Genomic DNA, 18,560 nt, shown 5'->3' with positions numbered 1-18,560 from the left:
GCGAGAATGCCGGTCAGCGGCGTTGCAGGCGGACGCGCACCCCGTTGCCAGAACGGATTGTCACGCGCCCCACTACCTTTGGCACATGCCCCGGATCGGCTTCGACGCGATACCGGCGAACAATGCTGGCAAGTATCAGCACGGCTTCCTGCGTCGCATAAGCAGCGCCGATGCATACGCGTGGGCCCTTGCTGAACGGGATATACGCGCACTTCGACGACTCCTTGCCGGCCGGCGTGTCGAAACGTCCGGGATCGAACTCGTCCGGCCGCTCCCACAACGTGCGGTGCCGATGCAGCAGCCACGGCGAAATCAGGATCGGCGAGCCTTCCTTCACCGACTTGTCGCGGATGCACTGCGCCTGCGCGGCCTCGCGCACGAAGAAACCCACCGGCGGGTACAGGCGCAGTGTTTCGCGAAAGACGTTGCCCACGGTCGGCAGGCTCTTGATATCGCTCAGCTCGAAATCCCGTTCCCCCACCGCGGCCTGGATTTCCGCCAGCATCTGGTCCTGCAGGTGCGGGCATTGCGAAATCAGGTAAAGCGCCCATGTCAGCGCGCTGGCCGAAGTCTCATGCCCGGCCAGGAACAGCATGCAGACCTGGTCCACCAGGTCTTCATACGTAAACCGATCGCCGCTGACCGGATCGACTGCCTCCATCATGGCGGCCAGGATGTCCTGCCTTGCGCTGCCCTGCCCGCTGTCGCGCTCCGCCATCCGCCGCGCGATGATTCCCGACAGGATCGCCCGGATCTTCTTTGCCGCACGCTTGCTGGCCCACGCCGAATAAACCGGCGGCAACCGATAGATCATCAGGATCATCGCCCGTTGCGCGTGATGCTGGAATTCGAGGAAGGCGTCGTAGATCTCCTTCGCCGCGGACTCCTCCAGGGTTTCCGACAAGATGGTGCGGAAGATGATGTCCGCCGTCACGTAGGTCATCTCGCCGTCGACCTCGTACGAACGCCCGTCCGCCACCTCATCCAGGCGTTGCGTCATGCCCGCCACCGAATCGGCCATCAGCGCGAACACCAGTCTGAGCCGCGCCTGCGCGAACGCCGGCTCTACCAGGCGGCGCTGCCGTTCCCACAGATCACCGTTGGTGGTGAAGATGCTGGTGCCGAGCAGCGGCTCCAGCATCCGGTGCATCAGCTTGTGCTTGGGATACGCATGCGCATCCCCCAGGATCCGGCGCACCCAGTCGGCATCGTTCACCATGAAGATGTCCATGCCGGGCTGCGAGATCTTGCCCATCTTCATCGAATAGCTGCGCTCGAACAGCACATCGATCCAGGAATTCCAGCCACGCAGGAAGCGCAACAGGAACGAACTCTTGCGCACATGCGGCCTGGGGTACGGGGGCTGGAAATTCATGGGGGCGAACGGCGGGTATCAGAAGGGCTGGATGCGGCGCGGGCCGGCCGTCATCCGGAAATAGTCATACTCGTTGGGCAAGGCGCTTGCCATCAGGTACTGGAAGTGCAAGCGCTGCTTGCTGCGCTTCATGCGCGCGTATTCCTGCTTGCCGAACATGCGGAACGGGCGCACCACCTGTGCGATGGGCCGGCCCGCGGCCGCGCCGGCAATGCCCGAGATATCGAGCGGATTGGCCTGTGAGAAACACAGCGAATCGGCACGGGCGTTCATGTCCAGCCACTGCATCTCACGCTCCGCCGACAGGCGCTGCAGGTCGCGGCGGAACGCAGTGGCCGACGGCATCAGGCTCAAAAGCGGAATGCATTGCCCCAGCGTCACCAGCGTCAGGCCGCGGCGCTGCGCCGGTGTCAGCGCATCCGCCAGGCGCGCGGCCAGCGACACGCCGACGATCGAGCCGACGCTATGGCCCACCACCAGCGCCTCATCGCAGGGCGATGCTTCCAGGTCGCGGCGAATCCAGTCCGCAAACGCATCGATGCGCTGCCGGACATCCTCGGGCTCGCGCTCGCCCCACGCCTGCACGAAACGGTAGATCCGCAGCAGCCAGAACACCGCCAGGCGGTTCGCCAGCGCAACCCCGCCGCCGAACAGCACGGCGCCGGCGGCCATCCCGCCCGCCACCGCCAGCCATCCATGCAACCCCACCGCTGACAGCGCCGCCGAAGCCCCAATCCCGAGACCGAGCGACAGCACCACCAGCAGCGCCAGATAAACCAGCGGGTACAACGCACTGAAGAAAGGCCCGCGGAAGGTCTTGCTGAGGCGGCCGAACGCGCCGCAACCGATATAGCCCGCATAGCTGGCGAGCGTCGACCATACCAGTCGCGGCAGGCTCGGCTCCCAGTGCCGGCGCACTAGGTCGTCCCAATGCAGGAACTGGTACTCCGTGGTGACCGAATGCCCGTCCCACTCGCTGTCGACATTCCAGGCGCTGACATGCTCACCCAGCCGCGAGCGGCCTCCCACGGCGACCGAACCGCCATGATGGACGGCCTGCTTCGCCGACTCCTCGCGATACAGGCGGTGATAGAACGCCGCGCCACGCGGATCGAAGCCGCTGACGTAATAGACCTTGCGACGCCTTACGCTGGCCGAAGCGGCCTGCGCCGGTGTTTCCTGAACGGCTGCGCTCATCATTGCGTCCGGTGGTGCAGCTTCTTCTTCAGTACCAGGTCCACGATCGGCTGCTCACGCTTGTTGGCGCGCCGGCAATGGTCCTGCTGGAACTTGTCGGTAAACCAGATGATGGACCGCGCCCACCAGCGATGCTGTTCGCGCCAGGCGTGCGAAGACACCGACTCCCAGGCATAGCCATTGAAGAGCGTCGCATTGACGAAATGATCGAGTGCCCGCACCCCTGCCCGGCCGCGCTCGGTCTTGCCGAAAAAACCGATATAGACGATCAGGAGGTATCCGAGGACGGCCAACGGGACGATAAAGATCATCAGCAGGAAGCCGGCGATGCGTTCTCTCATGGCGGGGGCGAAGAATGGGGGCTGGGGGCGTGAAACTCGGGGCACAGCGGCGCTTTCACGCGCGTCTGCTCGTCAGAGCAGCCGACTGCGGGACCTCAAGCGTTGCATAGTATAGCGAGAGATGGGGGCAAAAACCGACTGTCGTTCAGCTGATGAACCCCGGGGGTGTGATATTACTGTCTCCATTGCTGTAGTTTTCGCAACAGAACCGATGAAATCGCAGCCTTTCCTTCCAAAGGTACTGGCGCCGTCAGCACAAGCGATATGAGCTCAAATGGCGTAGCGTTTCTGCAATACAAGGGTTTCATCCAATTTAAGTCTCTCCCATAACGGTCGTTATATCGAACATGAGCCATTCGAGGCACGATAAAGGACACGTATGCTGGCACTCAGCCTTGCTCTGACGTTTATCGCGTTTGTCACTGTTCCTATTGCATCGGCTGCGGAGGACTGGCAAGACGATCATATTTGAGCGCCCTATAATTGGCCGAAACAAAGCGAGGGCGACTGAATAAACAGCAAAAATATGAGATCAACCCATCCCCTTGCGCCGTCAACCGCCTTCAATACTTCTAAGACAAGCGGCGATCTCAGTATCTGCCAACTCAATTTCAGGCGGGATAGAAAACGGTCGTGCGGCGGCAAGGCTAGCAATATCCGACGGCAGCCGCGGCATGCAGCGACTTCGCAATGCATTAATGTGCCACCTTGACCAAGCCTCCCAGTATGCCAACCGCTGCGACGACACTCCCGCCGATGAGTATCCCGTAGCCCTTGCTGTCATTAGCGAGTTGGGTCTATGCGAACCAAGCGAGAGCGGCTGCGCAATACGATGCACGGATGATCGGCCAAATACAAGGCGCAGTCGGGCCAGGAACTCGCTGTCTGCTCCAGTACGTACAGTGTCCCAGATACCCATGTTTGATATCACGGGTTCTCGTCTGAACAGAGTTGATGACAGATTCATGCGTAGCAAGGGGTGAACTGCGCGCGCAAAGTAAACACCATCGTCCCGCATCCGAAGCCAGTGCGATGTGCTAGCAACAAGACGGGAATCAGCCAGCAACGGCTTGATCTGGCGCTCAATTTTTAATGGATGAGACCAGTCATCCGAATCATGACATGTAACAAACGCCCCCTTGGCATGACACAATCCGATATTCTTGGCGACATAGGTGCCCCCGTTCCTGCCCATCCGCAAGCACTTTACGCGCTGATCTCGCTTGGCCCATGCCTGCACTATCTGCCACGTGCCGTCCTGACTTGCGTCATCAACAATAATCAATTCGATATTCTGATAACTTTGGTCGAGGACGGATTTGATAGCCACATCGACCCGCTCTCCAACCTCGAACGTCGTCATTAACACGCTTACTAAAGGGCCATTCGAACATGGAAAAATTGGTGTAGCGGACCTTACATTGCACGGAGACGGAGAAAGATGCGGGACACGAAGCTCCACTTCTGGCACACTGTATGCTCGCAAAAAAGCGTTTAATTGCCGTAGTTTCTTCCTAGGTGTGCCGGGCTCTGCGTTTGACTCGTAAAGATGCAACTCAGGCTGCGCCCCCCCCAGCCCTCGGGCAAAAGAAGCGTTTAGAACGCCGCGGGCGCGCTCTACTTGGCCTGTGTTAAGCAACAACGCAATGCGAAGCGTCTCTGGTGCATTCCACCCCTCTATCACATGCAAAGCAAGCTCAGGCAAAAACGGAGCCAAGCCAGATGCCAACGCTGTGCGTTCTGCATCGCATTTAAAAAGCCCCAGCGAGTCATTCGCCAAAAATGCCGCCTCGTCCGACCGCCCACATGCAGCGAACGCAACGGACTTCGCAATCACAGATCGTACTGTGGAAAGGCTGCAACCCATGCCTACCACGGTCGCATACATGCCCAGACCGTAATAAGCCATTATTTGCCAATCCTCATCCGAAGCGTAATTGTTTCTTGTTCGAGCTAAAGCGTGCGCAAAGCGCCCCCTGCGCATGTGCCACGAAGCCAAGATTCGGCTTAACATCTTTAACCCTCAAAAATCACCGCCAAATAAATCGCGTGTATAAACCTTCTGCGCGACGTCGCGAACTTCCTCAGTAACGCGATTTGCGACAATGACGTCCGCGCAGCGCTTGAACTCCTCTAAGTTATCCATAACCTTGGAGTTAAAGAACTCAGTCTCCTTCAGCACCGGCTCGTAAACGACAACCTCGATGCCTTTTGCCTTGATGCGCTTCATGATTCCCTGAACCGAAGAAGCACGGAAATTATCCGAACCCGCCTTCATGATCAAGCGATAGATACCCACGACCTTCGGCTTGCGTCGGATAACATCTTCAGCAACGAAATCCTTTCGCGTACGATTTGCCTCGACAATCGCATGAATCAGGTTCTGTGGAACGTCTCGATAGTTTGCGAGCAACTGCTTCGTATCCTTTGGCAGGCAGTAACCTCCGTAACCAAATGAAGGATTGTTATAGTGGGATCCTATGCGCGGATCTAAGCAGACTCCTTGGATGATATGTTGGGTATCCAGTCCGTGCACTGCAGCATATGTATCCAACTCATTAAAATATGCTACACGCATGGCTAGATATGTGTTCGCAAACAGCTTGATTGCCTCTGCCTCCGTACTATCGGTTAACAGAACGGGCACATTCTTCTTTACCGCTCCTTCCACCAATAGATTGGCGAACATCTGTGCGCGATCCGACTGTTCTCCAACCACAACACGACTAGGATACAGATTGTCATGCAGCGCTTTCCCCTCACGCAGAAATTCGGGAGAAAAGAGTAAATTGCTGCAGGCGAGTGCTTCGCGCATGCGCGCCGTAAACCCAACCGGGACAGTAGACTTGATCACCATCACCGCATGAGGATTGATGCTTATCACATCTCGAATGACATTCTCTACCGAACGAGTATCGAAAAAATTAGTTACCGGGTCATAGTCGGTCGGAGTGGCAATTATCACAAAATCCGCGTCCACATACGCACGCCGCTTGTCCAACGTCGCTAAGAGATTTAGGGATCTTCGCCCTAGATACTCCTCAATATCCGCATCAATGATGGGTGAAATACGCTCATTAATGAGCCCGACCTTCTTTGAGTCCACATCCACTGCAACAACCCGGTGGTGCTGGGAAAGAAGAACGGCATTAGACAAACCAACATAACCGGTACCAACGACAGCAATCTTCTTCATGCGACGAAAAAATTAGCGTAGGAAATAACAAGCGAACACATTAATCAGATACATAGGAAATGATCCACGCCGCCTCACCGATCATAGAACTATGCACCAATAGATTGCGAAATCATTCACACCACCAAACAAATTTCAAACAATAGGAATCGCAACTCCAAATCTACGCCACATTAGAAAAAATCTTTCCGACCTCGGAAGCCCAGAATCGCTTATCCGAATTTATCGACAAAAAAATTCTCGATAGCATTAGCCCAGAATCCAGGAAGTCGGCAACGGACATTTGCCCCACCTTTCTAGCGCCAAAATCGGTATTATATAATTTCAAAAGACAAACATCCCGATTAACCAGAAAGTCGCTTACCGAAATCTCCTCATCCAAGATGATCTCACTATTCCTAAATGAGTAAACCGGCACGACACCCGGATCAACGTACTTGAACGGAATTGGCACCACCTTACCGCCCTTCAGCACATCCTTAATACCGCCGGGATTCCCCCAAGTCTGGAATTCTGAAACCAACATATTTTCGGCGACATCGGACAAAATTGGATTTCCACGCCTCGCAGCAAAAACCGCCTCTGAGTGCCAATGCAACTCATCGCCCTGGATCTCGATTCGCCGCAACATATCAGTCAACACAACGGTATCTGCGTCGTTCCAAAATCCACCATGCTCGGCTACGAATCTCATTCGGACATAGTCGCTCTTCGCAACCACAGCGGCCATCTCGGGGGTCAAGTTACTGTTGTATTTTGAAAACGCCCACTTTTTTTCCTCGCACCCAGAAATATACTCGGAAACGTTCTCCTCATTCAATAGAACAAAATTCTCCCCATACGCAATCTTCATTGAAACGATCCCGAGCGCAACGTAGGGCGGCACCCTTTTTCCAGGAAGAGTTTCCCAATAAGTAAAAGCTTTCAAGCGAACCTCATTTGAAAATTGATTTAACAGCGCTACCCAATAGCTCAATTAGCGCGACCGAACGAGTACTTACGACAAGCGGCATCACTCGGGTTCTGTGCTATATACGTGGTTCCGCTCAGAGATTGTCGTTGCAACGACCGATTCACTACCAAAAAATGGTTCTCTTTCTGCAATCCCAATTTTTTAATAGATGTATTCTCGCCGTGCAGCACCCGATTATAGGCCACCATATTGATATGCTTAAAGCAACCCACCTCACTTAACTTTAAATACATATCATAGTCGACTGCATTAGCAATACTTTCGTCAAAGCCAGAGGTCAAATTCCAGGCACGAGCCGTAAACATGCGAAAATGATGCGCAATCATAGCCGTCGTCAGCTTTTCACGTGAAAACTCCGGCCAATTATAGCCAAGCGAAATGAGCTCACCAGCCTGATTCACATTCCTATTGGTTGTGTACACGCAGACCAGTCTCCGGTCCTTGAAAAATTCCGACAAACACAACTCGACGGCATCCGACTCAAGATAATCATCAGAGTCTAATTGCCCAATATAATACCCACGAGCCATCCGCAGCGCATGATTTGATGCGGAGGCAATTCCGCCATTTTCCTTTCGCTCAACTCGAACCCTGGGGTTATGACCGTATTTTTTGAGAATGACTTCGAGTGTATTATCGGTCGATCCATCATCGCAAATGCAAACTTCGAGATCAGTTACCGTCTGGTTCAACGCGCTATCTACGCACCGAACAATATGTTCAGAGCAGTTATAAGCCGGAATATATATAGAAACAAGTGGCACGCTCTGTATCCGCGCCGACTCTATAGGCTCCAGCTTCCGATAAAAATACGGAACCTTTTCTTTTACCAGATTGATTGTGATCTTCTTACCTTCAGATCGATCGGTTTCGTTCTCTTTACCTGGAGGCTCTTGATGATAAGCCAAGCCCCCTTCCACAGCACGGAAGAAGCATCCATGCCGATACAAGCGGTACGCAAATTCGTTATCTTCACCGCCCCAATGTGTAAAGTCCTCGTCGAACCAACCGGCAATATCCAACCATTTTTTGGCAAACGCCACGTTACCGCCACTGAAGAAGCGGAACGGCGTATCGCATAGTCTTAAATCTTCTGTTTTAGAAAAGTGATCCAAGCGCCAGTCGATCGACACTAAGTTTTCGACTTTTCCCGCCTGGTCATTATTAGTTACCACCTCCGGAAATTGCTCAAGCAGAAGGTCGTCCGCGCTAAAATCTTCTGCGACGCTATTGCTTGTATCAATGTATTTACGGGGACCAATCAAAGCAACGTCATCATTCTCCATCAACAAGGAGACATAACTTTGCACCCAGTTTTTGTTCGGCGCCATATCACAGTCGAGAATCGCCACAAAGTCATACTTAGCAACCCTTAGGCCTAGGTTTCGTACAGCGCATAACTGATATCCATAGTCGCGCTGACGGACATATTTTATGTCGAGCTTATCCTCATATTTCCTTACGACGTCACCCACAGACTCCCGACTACCGTCATCCGCAACTATAATTTCGAACTTATAATCAGTTTTCTGATTAAGTAGGCATGCAAGTGTGATATCAAGAATCCGACTTCGATTGAAGGTTGGGATAATGACACTCAGGCAAGGTTGCGGTTTCCTTGCAGCGACGGATGCTTCGACTCGTCTCCTCGTAGCCCACGAGTAATCATTAGTACCAGCCGGAAGCGGCGCTAGCTTCAAATCCTTCGGCCAATCCCCCGGGATTGGATTGACCGGTTTTATTTCGGCTACCTCCGACTTCTTTTTTGTATTTAGTTTATATTGCTGCAAATACCTACTTCTTTGCGACTGTTTAATAGAAATTTTCTTCGCATTATCCAACATAATAACTGTTGCTGGATCAAGATCGCCTGCTCGTTCTGTTGTGGCAGCGGCATCATGCGATATGTGGTTCAACCTTTTTTTGCAAAGATGGATATTAGCCTTTACCAGTTCATGGCCGTAAAGGCCTGCGGCGCGCTCAAATAGTTCCAGTGCATGCGCATAATTCTTCCTTTGGTATTGCTCAATCGCCTCACCAAGAACCTTCATACAATCATCCATTCTGATCTATTCAAAGAAGTCGAGCCGTTAAAAATACAGAAACAAATTTCAGCCCGTCAGAGACCTCGTCGGATATTGTTCCGACCATTCTCGCCCTTCAGACTCATACTGCCATTGAAACCTTGGCCATTTGCGCCTCTCTTTTCAGCCGATCAATCTCCATAGTGGCACTATAGGGATTTGCCGCCGCAAATCGATCGCTCATGTACGCAACATTACACCTCCGAAGCACTGGAGAGTCCCTTTGCCACTCATGTGTTTGCTCATATATCCGAAACGCCCGGTACCCGAAGCCTTGAAGAGTTGCGTCTATTGCGCCGAAATACGTTTGCTGAGTGCCTTTAATATTCATGCCGACCTCGAGATAAATCAAATCAATCATTTGATCACCCAATAGATCACGAGCACCGTTGAGAATATCGAGTTCTTTTCCTTCCACGTCGATCTTTAGAATATCGATTCGCGAATCAGTAAAAAACTCCCTAAAACTATCTAAAGGTCGACATTCGGCAACGAAGGAACTACTTACGTTTTCGATTTTTACTTCTGCATCAACCATCTTGGTCATCGATCCCGCAGAAATAAATCTCCGAGCGCCTTGGGATGAGGCGACGCCGATGTTATAGCAGTGAAGCGACGGCAGGCTAAAATTTTCTAACTTGGCCTTAAGAGTCGTATAGCTGACTGGATTAGGCTCAAATAAATGTGCTTCGCGAATCTTTATGCAACCAGATTCTTTGAGTCGTATAAACACTTCACCAACAAAAGCACCGATATCAACATATGTCAGCGATCGACCTCGAAAGTAAGGTGCGATATCCCGAAGCATCTGCTCAACATTGGCGTCCCCGAACGCCGGCACCCCTTTACCTGAAATAGGCGGCGGTACACCTTCATCAAGCTTCTGGTGCTGCCCCAACGCCTCGGGAGCGCGCGAAATGACTAATTGCACATAGCGCTCTAAAGACACAATCTTGGCGGCGGCATCCACAGAAAATCTGTGTTCGGCGTCGAGTTGCTCTAATAATAGAGCTTTCTCCTTATCCCACAAATTTTTGTCGGCGTTAATTTCCTTTAGCTCTTTCTCTTCGCTGGCCCTCAGCAATACTTCAGCTTGCGAAGCAGCTCTTTGCATTTCGTTCACTTGGTTAGCGAGGGCCGAGATGCGTGCTTCAGCATGCAACCTATCTATATTTAGTTTCTCAAGTTGCTCAGCGTATTCGCCGGCTTGCCTGGCATGCTCTTCGCAAGATTGCTTTAGCTCCGCTATTTTACCTTCGTATTGCTCCGACTCTTCTCGCAAGTCCCGCTCGGCACGGATCTCGAGCTCACAAACGGCAGCGTTCAATTCGGTTACCTGCCGCTGATACTCAAAAGCCCTCCTTTCAGCTGTCGCAGCAGCGATCTCCAACTCTTGGATTTCTTCGCGATGCTTTAATCTAAGTTCGTTAGCAAGTCCTTGCGCATACCCGAGAAGCCGGTTTTGAGCAGAAAACGCATCTCTCAATTCACAAAGGTCGGATCTTGCTATTTTTTCCGCAGCACGTGCATCACGGACGAACAGCGCGTGGCCAATACCTGGGTGAGGATCGGGATCTGTGACGAGATGACGAAAACCTCTCACGGTTAGGAAGTGCACCACCTCTTCCTCGCTCGAGCCAGCGGTCAGTTCAAACGATTCGCCTAAAATAACGCGAGCCAATATGACATCGAAGTCATTCAACCTTTCGCCGGCGCCACATATAATTGGTAGCGCAGAAAAACAATCAACTATTAGCCATGATGCCCTAGTTTTGCATTCATGTTGAAGCCGCTCTATCGATGTAGCCTCCAGAATCAACTCCTGGCACTTCTGTATATTTGGCCAGAGCCCGCGGAGAGTGTCAGGGTCTAATAGGCCGCTCGCCGAGCTGAGGCTTGCACGGAAGAAGGTTGTGGGTTCGGCTACAGCTGCCACGGCTTGTTTTCGGAAATGCCAGCCATTGCGATGTGGTAGGCTTTTGTCAAGATGTGCGAATTTTTCCTCATCTGCCTCGATCAAAACTACGCTCGGGATATTCGTTTGGTAAAGCCATCGAATCAACTGCCCCATCCCCGCGCCTGCTCCGATATATAGAGCACCTTCAGGAGCTAACATTGTCACAAGATGCTCGCACCATGATAGGATGGAAGTTGTGTTCTTATTCATTTTCATCATTGATCATTCTTTTCCAGTCTGAATGCCACAACTTCTCTTCTAAGCAAATACGGCAGCTTTAGCCATCCAATCGGAGTGTTTACGTTAGCAAGCAGCTTTTCGCCAAGGCGATAAGACAAATGCCGTTTTACTCGTTCCGCTTCAAATGCATCACAGTATTTTGCTATCGGCGGCAATTTTTCTTTTCTCGCTTCGGCCCGCCGCTCCGCTCGAAATTGTCGGGTTTCACGGCTAAGAGCCCATGGCATACTAAGCCAGCCGCTCAGCGAGCGTGAGTGACCGATGATCGTTGCGCCCAAGCGGTAGGTTAATTGCTTCTTGACTCGCTCCGCTGCACCGTAATATTTAGCTGTCTCCGGCTCCGCTGTTGGCAATTTTGTCGAGGCTCTCAGAATCTGAGATCTGGCTTCCAAGTGGTGACGCTCCAACTCTTGCTGAACATGGTGGAGTTGAGCAAGGAGAAGGCAATTCTCTTCCGCAAGTTCCTGCTGTTCCTCAGCGCGAAGTTCAGCCTTCTGCGCGCGGCCGCTTGCGACCTTCTCACTCATCGCGAGTGACTCAATTTGCTTCAAGTATTTGTCGCATTCGAGCTCGCGAGATTGAAGTTCTTTCTGAAGTTGTTGAAGTTGGAGGAGCAGCCGTGTATTTCGCTCTTCAATCTGTCCCTGAGCACCTAAACGGTCTCGTAATTCTTTGATCTGCGTGTTTAGACAATTCCCTTCAAGATGGCGGTCTTCCAATTCCTCCTGAAGGACATGTACCTGCGAGAGCAGAACTTGATTGTCTCGGTCGGCGCCTTGAAGCATGGCGAGTCTTGCTTCTGCTTCTTGAAGCTTGCCCGCAGTCAGTTCCGCATTTCGCGTTTGGGTCGCCAACTCCTGACACATAGAATCAAGGCGTGACCTCATTGCTACGGTAGTTTCCTCCGCAGAGACAAGGATCTGGATCTTTCGTTGATACTCTTCTCGCTCGCACTCTTGCTGTGTGGCGATTCGCCAAGCATCAAGCGCCGACGGCTCCGAGACGGCCAAGAGCGGCAATGCCGCAACGGCCTGCAGTTCTTCATAAATTTCCGCTGCTTGAGGAGAGCTTTTAATCAGGAAATCAGCAATATATTCTTTTAGACTTGAAGAGTCGACTTGCTCAGGAGACTCCTTACATGCTTTGGAAACCGGTTGGGTTAACTTTACTGATTGAATTTGATCACATTCCACATTGTTTGCTTCGATGTCCAGTGGAAGATGTAGCTGCGCACCTATCCTGGAGCGAACCTGCTGGACATATCGCACGGAGGATAACTTTACCTGCTGCGCATGCACCAGTAATGCGCGGTCCATGTTTCGGTGATAGAAATGCAGCAACTCACGGTTATAGGCGCACCAACCGCCAATAAGCTTTGTAAGTAGGTCCGGCGACAGATCTCTCGCAACATCAGGTGCATCAGTGAGGAGGCTGTGCGGACTGCCGTATACGAGAATGAACGCGATATTCGGATCCAATGCACTCCAATAGTCGAGAAGATAAGCGGCGTGTGGGTCAGACCAACCCCACAGCGGCTGATCAATATTTCCCAGCATTAGGTCTAGCGCCATTCCATGCCAGATCGGGCCGGGATCAATTTGCTGTGGATTCTTCGCTTGATCAAACTGCGTCAGCAAAGGTACGCTGTGCGCCTTGAGGAGCACCGCACCGATCTCCGCCGGAGAGAGCCCTTCACGGCGTGACGGCATTGCCGACTTCATCCCACAGGCGTTGAGCAAACTTTCCACGTCAGAATAGCGTGACGTTGGGTGACCGACTATGAGTATCTTGTTCATGACGGGATCGTTTAGAACGTTATTAGAAGTTTGGCGACTTGTAGCTGAATAATGTGTCGAATGCTGTTCAGCCGACGAGTGCCAGGACCAGCCCTGATGCCCAGCGCATCACAGGTGAGAGATCCACGTGGTCAAAACCAGATACGTCAACAGCCACAAGACCACATGCCGACATAATTCGAACGTACAGCCCTTTAAGCCCGAACCCCTTCGTCGGTGCATCGACGAAACTCGAATCGGCATAGAATGATGAGTTAATTTGTGAGCAGTGAATCAGGAAATTTCGAAATCGCGTGAAGGCCCTTGTGTCGACAGGTGGCGAATCCCACCAAAATTGGTCTAACGCACCTTGATATGTAATGCCCGTTTTTGCATAGAAGCACCGCCCTAGAGCAATAACAGGAACACGATGATATAGAGCCTGCAAACCAGTAGTGGAGTTTACTGTGACCAGGCCACTGCATCGGTGGAGCAGCGATGGCAGGTGTGCGTCATGGATATAGAGCACCCGATCAGCCGAACCAAAGCGTGCCGCACAGTCAGCTATTACTCTTGCATAATTGGTATGGCCGCGATCCATCGGATGATGCTTGATCACAAGGAGACAGTCGGCTGGGGCATGATGGGCAAACGAATACACTGTCCACTCAATGAAATCCTCAATGCGTCGCCACGGGCTATGCACACGGATCTGGCTGTCGTTATAGACCTGCAGCGCCACAAGGAAAAATGGTGGGTGATTCTCAGCAAGCAAGCGTGCCTTTATCTCACGCTCCTCCGCACGATAGCGATGCTTCCGGTACCCTGCACGCAACCATAGAGCGATCTCATGGAGACCAAATGGCTTGTGATGTCGATAATGCGGATAAGTCCGGCTCCTGCTAATGCCTCCGCTGAAGTACAAGAACGAATACCAAGCCATCTTCCCGAAGGCACGCTTAAAGTGTCTTTTATGAGCGGGGCGAGGGGCGGCCGGCAGTGTTTTCATATCCCAAGCGGCAATCGGAGAGTCTGCATTCACACCATCTGCCTCCAGCGTGATGTAGTCAGGACGTACGTAGCCCTCCTCAAACACCCAGAATGCGATTCCCATCGCTTTGGCAAGACGGGCTGCGATTCGGTGATGGCGCCGACTGCTGCCAAATACCACAATCGCATCGACACAACGCTCGACCAATAATTTGCGCAGAAACGGCTGCCAAGCAGGCATAGGCTGTGTAAAGCGCTCGATCGTTCCTCGTCGATAGAAGTAATCGTCGCCGCCATTGAAGTTGACCTTGCTGACACGCCTCCCCGCCGACTCCAGATAGTCACGCAACCGGGCAAAGAAGGGTCCATTTGGGCCTTGCAGTAGGAGCACATGCTGGTACCGAACCAACTGATGCAAGCCGGCCCGCTCCGTCCCTTTCGAGCCTTCAAGTGAGGCCCGTTCGAAAGTTCCAGTCATGGTGTGCCCGGATGACGTGACATGATTGCCGCGATCACGCCCACCTTCCCTGAACATCAGCATTGCCCGTTCCCTTGTGCTCAAATCTCTGTTGGTTGTGCGCCGTGGCACCCCTCTTGCCACGCTGGTGAAACTGGATGTTTTAGGTCTTACCTTCCCTCGCAACAGCCCAATAGCGAAACAAGGGCAGCACGAGGTTGCGTAGCCTTCCAAGTCTGACCGGCGCGGGTTCCAGCCGCCATGCAAGCACGTGGCTGACAACCTGCTCTGGCGTGGCGAATCCCGCTTCAGCGCTTCGCAAGACATAGCGTGGATATAAGATCAGCGTTGCCGCGACGAGCATGTCCAGCGTCAGTTCTCGACGGCGGCGCGGCACAGGATATCGGTCTATGGTCAGTCCCCAGCCCGCATAGAATGGTGTCCCGTGCGTTGTCACCGGCTTACCGCGCAACAGAGCTTCAAATCCGGCCAGTGACGTCAGCACATGCACGTCGTCAACGGCATCAATCAATTGGCACATGGGATAGTCAATCACTAGTTCATCGCAAGATGCGCCAAGTGCTACCTCTTCAGCGCGGCTACCTCGCAGGCCCGCCATAACATCGGGATGGGGCTTGTAAACGAGGTATGCGTCAGGCTCGACGGCACGCACTGCCCGGAGTAGTTCATGATTCGCACGGATTCCCAACGCGCCATAACGCAGTGAAGCGTCGCTTTCCACCTGACCAACCACCAGAACAACTTTCTGATTGCCTGCGGGTCGCTGCCATACGCCTTGCCCTACGTTGTATTTGGTCAGCCGAGAGCGGACTATCGACTCACGCAAATCGCGCGCACGTTGCAGCAGTGGCTGATCAAATTCTGTAGTGGCAAGTAGTTCTTCCAGCTCTGATGGCGTGGTGGCGTCGTAGTAAATTCCACTGCGATCAAATACCCAGGATACCGGGCGCACAAGATGCGCCCCCAAGCCCACGGAGCGCAAAAAGCCATCTTCCACCGTGACAGTGCTTACGTCTGATCGCGTCCGTTGACCCGGCCTTCGCCCCCATTGCAGCACCGTCGCGCCTGTCGGAACGGCTTCCAGTCTGCGATGAAAACGCACGTGGCAGCCCTGCAAGTAGTCACGCAAGATGGGGCGCTTCCATCGTGAAAAGCCGACTGCATGTACCCGTGCCGGGAACTGTTGACGTAGGGTGCGCTGCAGAGCAAGGTATGCGATTGCATCCTCCGGCTGGCAACGTTTTCCACTATGCGGGTCTACATAGCGCGTGTAGCGTACAAGCGCAGCAAACGCCAGTTGCGCCAGCGTGATCTGCTTGCGCCGCGTCGGTGCAACTTGTGCATCGCGCGTTAAGCCCCATCCCGCATAGAACGGCATGCCAAAGGTGTGGACAGGCCGACCATGCAGCAATGCCTCGAAACCAACCTGCGAGGTCACGGTAAATACAGCGGTCGCCGTACGCAGCAACGGCGCCACGTGCACATCTGCCTGGAGCCGACGTACCCGCTGAAACCCGCCCTTGTCCAGCAACGCACCCAAGTAGCCGCGCTTGCGACCAAGTGACACCTCGGGATGTTCCTTGACAAGGATCTCGCAGCCGGGATACGCCTCCTGCGCTGTTGACAGCATGCGTTCGAAGCAGTCGGCATCTGCCATGCCATATTGAATGGACGCGTCGTTTACTGTCTGGTCGATAACAAGCACATACGGACGATCCTGTAGTATGTGCGGATCCGGCGCGTGGTTGTACTTGGAGATGCCGGACTCGCGCCATGCATGGATCAACGCGTCAGCACGGCTAGCCTCGTCCGCACTCAGCGGAAGCTGGACCAGACGCTCAAACAATGACGGCCTAGTCGCGTCGTAATAGATGCCGACATCATCTACAACCATAGAGCAAGATATGGATTCCGTGCCGGGCGCTATCGAACGAATGAATCCGTCCTCCAGGCGCAAAAAGCGCTGCACCGCGTATTTGCGCGCGTACTCCTCGGCCCGAACCGCGCTCGGCCGGCGACCCCACGCGGCCACCCCATCAGGTTGGGACCGACTCAGCACCGGACGCATCAGAACCACGTCTTCCTCCAAGAAGGCACGCAGGTGTTTGATGCGGTAAATGCCGCGAGAGAAGACGCCGAGCATGGTCGGTTCTGTTCCTTGATGTCTAGCTATGTTTGCGCAGATGCCAGGGCATTCTTACAAGCCCAAAACCACTTTCGCACTAATCGCGATCTGATAAAGGATCTGGAACACATCTTTAGCAAACTGCCGCGTCTTGAAATCAACCTTCGGCAACACCATGATCTCGTCGCCGGGCCGCACGGCATCATCCTTCTTGCCGTCCGAGAAACTCCCATCCCGATGCGCAATGACGATTCGTGATGTATCTGCGTTCTGCGAGAATCCGCCGGCCTGCTGAATGAAATCATCAAGGGCCAGGCTCTTGTCATACGCCACGGCATTGGGGAACAACACCTCGCCGCTGATAAGAACCAGACCGTCCTTGACTGGCACCCGCAAGATGTCTCCATTTTCCAGAAGCAAGTCGTTGCGTGTCGTGGACTTCGCGATCAGCGTCTGTCCTGACGGATCGATCTTCTTCGCGCGCTCGACCCATTGCAGAACTAGTGCAGCTTCTTCTTTGCGAAGCTGCGCTTCCTCGGCGGTGCCCGACCTGGCGGTCAGGACGCTCGACTCAAGGGTTCTCAGGCTCGTACCAAGCAGCGTCTTTTGGCGTGCCTTTACACTCAGACGGAACAGCTGGATGCTTTCCGCGTCAGATTCCTTTGTAAAATGAATCTGGCTGAGCAGCTGACCCATTCGGCTGCCATAAGGCAGCACGTACTCCTGAGGCCCGGTATGTTCGCCTTCGACGCGAACAGTAATCGTGCCTGGTCGTTTGTCGGCAGTGAATTCAATCTCATCGCCATCATGGAGGCGGATCTGATTCCCGTTCGAAATGGGGAAATATTCCACATTGCGGACGATGCCAGTATTTCGTACCACGCGTACATTGGTTGCTTGTGGCAGCGGTTTTGCCAACTGCACGATCTGGTCAAGAGGGGCCTGATCTCCGAGAAACTCAAATCGCTTGGAGTTCTCTGCCAGCCCGCCAACTTTCACGGTCTTCTTTCGCGACTGGACGAAGATGACGTCGCCGTTGTTCAACTGTCGCGAGGTCAGGTCGCCCTTGAGCAGGAAGTCATAGAGATTGACGACTTCCAGCGTCTGGTTGCCGCGCTTGATCGCAACGTCCAGGAACGAGCCACGGTCAGGGTCGATGCCGCCGGCCTGGTCGAGGTAGCGCAGCACGCTGTCGCTGGAGGTGCCGTCGTACATGCCGGGGCGGCGGACCGCGCCGGTAACGTAGACGCGCACCGGCTGCGCGGCCAGCAGGCTGGCGTAGATCGACACCTTGCTGGCAAAGACGCGCCGCAGTGCATTGCCGACGGCGGTCTGCAGATTGCCGTTGGTGATGCCTTGCACGCGGAACGGCCCGATTTCCGGCAAAACAATGTTGCCGCCGGCGTCAACGGTCAGCACGGTATCGACGTTGTATCCGTTCCAGATGCGCAGCTGGATGCGATCACCGACGGAGATGACATGGCTGGGGTTGAAGACGGAAGCACTGTCGCGGCTGAAGGCGCCGGTGAACAGCTGCGCCCCAAAGGCGTCGCTGGCCATGTTGGCGGTGTAGTCGTTGTTCTGCGGCGCGCTGTCCGGCAGCGGCGTGTCGGCACGTGCCGGGATGGTGGCAACGCCGCCGATCGAGCCGGGATTGCCGACCACTGCGCCACTGGGGGTGGTAGCACCCTGCGCAGCCAGCGCGGCGTATTCCATCTGGCCGACGGCCGGCGACTGCGGCAGTCGCATGCCGCCCTGGGCATGCGCGCCGTGGGAGGCGGCAAGGCTGGCCGCGGCGACCGCGATAGCAAGGATTCTTCGAAGCATGG

At 53.9% G+C, this 18,560-nt stretch carries 12 protein-coding genes; all 12 read right to left on the bottom strand.

Annotated elements, in window-relative coordinates; translation table 11 throughout:
• Positions 1-13: 13 nt before the first annotated feature.
• The 12 genes from U9J39_RS12555 to U9J39_RS12500 all read right to left on the bottom strand — a co-directional run bounded on the left by U9J39_RS12555 (position 14) and on the right by U9J39_RS12500 (position 18,558).
• Positions 14-1,375 carry a cytochrome P450 gene (locus tag U9J39_RS12555; protein ID WP_326347185.1) on the bottom strand — a complete coding sequence of 454 codons (1,362 nt, stop codon included), beginning with the start codon at positions 1,373-1,375 and terminating at the stop codon, positions 14-16.
• 18 nt (positions 1,376-1,393) lie between these two features.
• Positions 1,394-2,572: a hypothetical protein gene (locus tag U9J39_RS12550; RefSeq protein ID WP_326347184.1), complete on the bottom strand. Its 1,179-nt coding sequence runs from the start codon at positions 2,570-2,572 to the stop codon at positions 1,394-1,396.
• Positions 2,572-2,913: a hypothetical protein gene (locus U9J39_RS12545; protein ID WP_111520266.1), complete on the bottom strand. Its 342-nt coding sequence runs from the start codon at positions 2,911-2,913 to the stop codon at positions 2,572-2,574. The genes U9J39_RS12550 and U9J39_RS12545 overlap by 1 nt, the downstream gene beginning before the upstream one ends.
• A gap of 553 nt (positions 2,914-3,466) precedes the next feature.
• Positions 3,467-4,276: a glycosyltransferase family 2 protein gene (locus tag U9J39_RS12540; RefSeq protein WP_326347183.1), complete on the bottom strand. Its 810-nt coding sequence runs from the start codon at positions 4,274-4,276 to the stop codon at positions 3,467-3,469.
• Between the two features lie 660 nt (positions 4,277-4,936).
• Positions 4,937-6,109: a nucleotide sugar dehydrogenase gene (locus U9J39_RS12535; protein WP_326347182.1), complete on the bottom strand. Its 1,173-nt coding sequence runs from the start codon at positions 6,107-6,109 to the stop codon at positions 4,937-4,939.
• Positions 6,110-6,272: 163 nt separating this feature from the next.
• Positions 6,273-7,037 carry a capsular polysaccharide synthesis protein gene (locus U9J39_RS12530; protein ID WP_326347181.1) on the bottom strand — a complete coding sequence of 255 codons (765 nt, stop codon included), beginning with the start codon at positions 7,035-7,037 and terminating at the stop codon, positions 6,273-6,275.
• Between the two features lie 44 nt (positions 7,038-7,081).
• Positions 7,082-9,133, bottom strand: a complete 2,052-nt coding sequence (locus U9J39_RS12525; RefSeq protein ID WP_326347180.1) for a glycosyltransferase — start codon at positions 9,131-9,133, stop codon at positions 7,082-7,084.
• A 115-nt stretch (positions 9,134-9,248) separates the two neighbouring features.
• Positions 9,249-11,342 carry an FkbM family methyltransferase gene (locus U9J39_RS12520; RefSeq protein ID WP_326347179.1) on the bottom strand — a complete coding sequence of 698 codons (2,094 nt, stop codon included), beginning with the start codon at positions 11,340-11,342 and terminating at the stop codon, positions 9,249-9,251.
• Complete coding sequence (locus U9J39_RS12515) at positions 11,339-13,159, bottom strand: hypothetical protein (protein ID WP_326347178.1); 1,821 nt, start codon at positions 13,157-13,159, stop codon at positions 11,339-11,341. The genes U9J39_RS12520 and U9J39_RS12515 overlap by 4 nt, the downstream gene beginning before the upstream one ends.
• 67 nt (positions 13,160-13,226) lie before the next feature.
• Complete coding sequence (locus U9J39_RS12510) at positions 13,227-14,669, bottom strand: capsule biosynthesis protein (RefSeq protein ID WP_326347177.1); 1,443 nt, start codon at positions 14,667-14,669, stop codon at positions 13,227-13,229.
• A 79-nt stretch (positions 14,670-14,748) separates the two neighbouring features.
• Entirely contained in the window at positions 14,749-16,749 is a 2,001-nt protein-coding gene (locus U9J39_RS12505) for a capsular polysaccharide biosynthesis protein (protein ID WP_326347176.1), read from the bottom strand.
• Between the two features lie 54 nt (positions 16,750-16,803).
• The gene (locus U9J39_RS12500; RefSeq protein ID WP_326347175.1) at positions 16,804-18,558 is read right to left on the bottom strand and encodes a polysaccharide biosynthesis/export family protein; all 1,755 of its coding nucleotides are present in this window, start codon (positions 18,556-18,558) and stop codon (positions 16,804-16,806) included.
• Between the last annotated feature and the right edge of the window lie 2 nt (positions 18,559-18,560).

It is taken from the genome of Cupriavidus sp. SS-3, assembly GCF_035818815.1.
Lineage (GTDB): Bacteria > Pseudomonadota > Gammaproteobacteria > Burkholderiales > Burkholderiaceae > Cupriavidus > Cupriavidus taiwanensis_C.
This window is presented reverse-complemented; position numbering and strand designations above follow the sequence as displayed.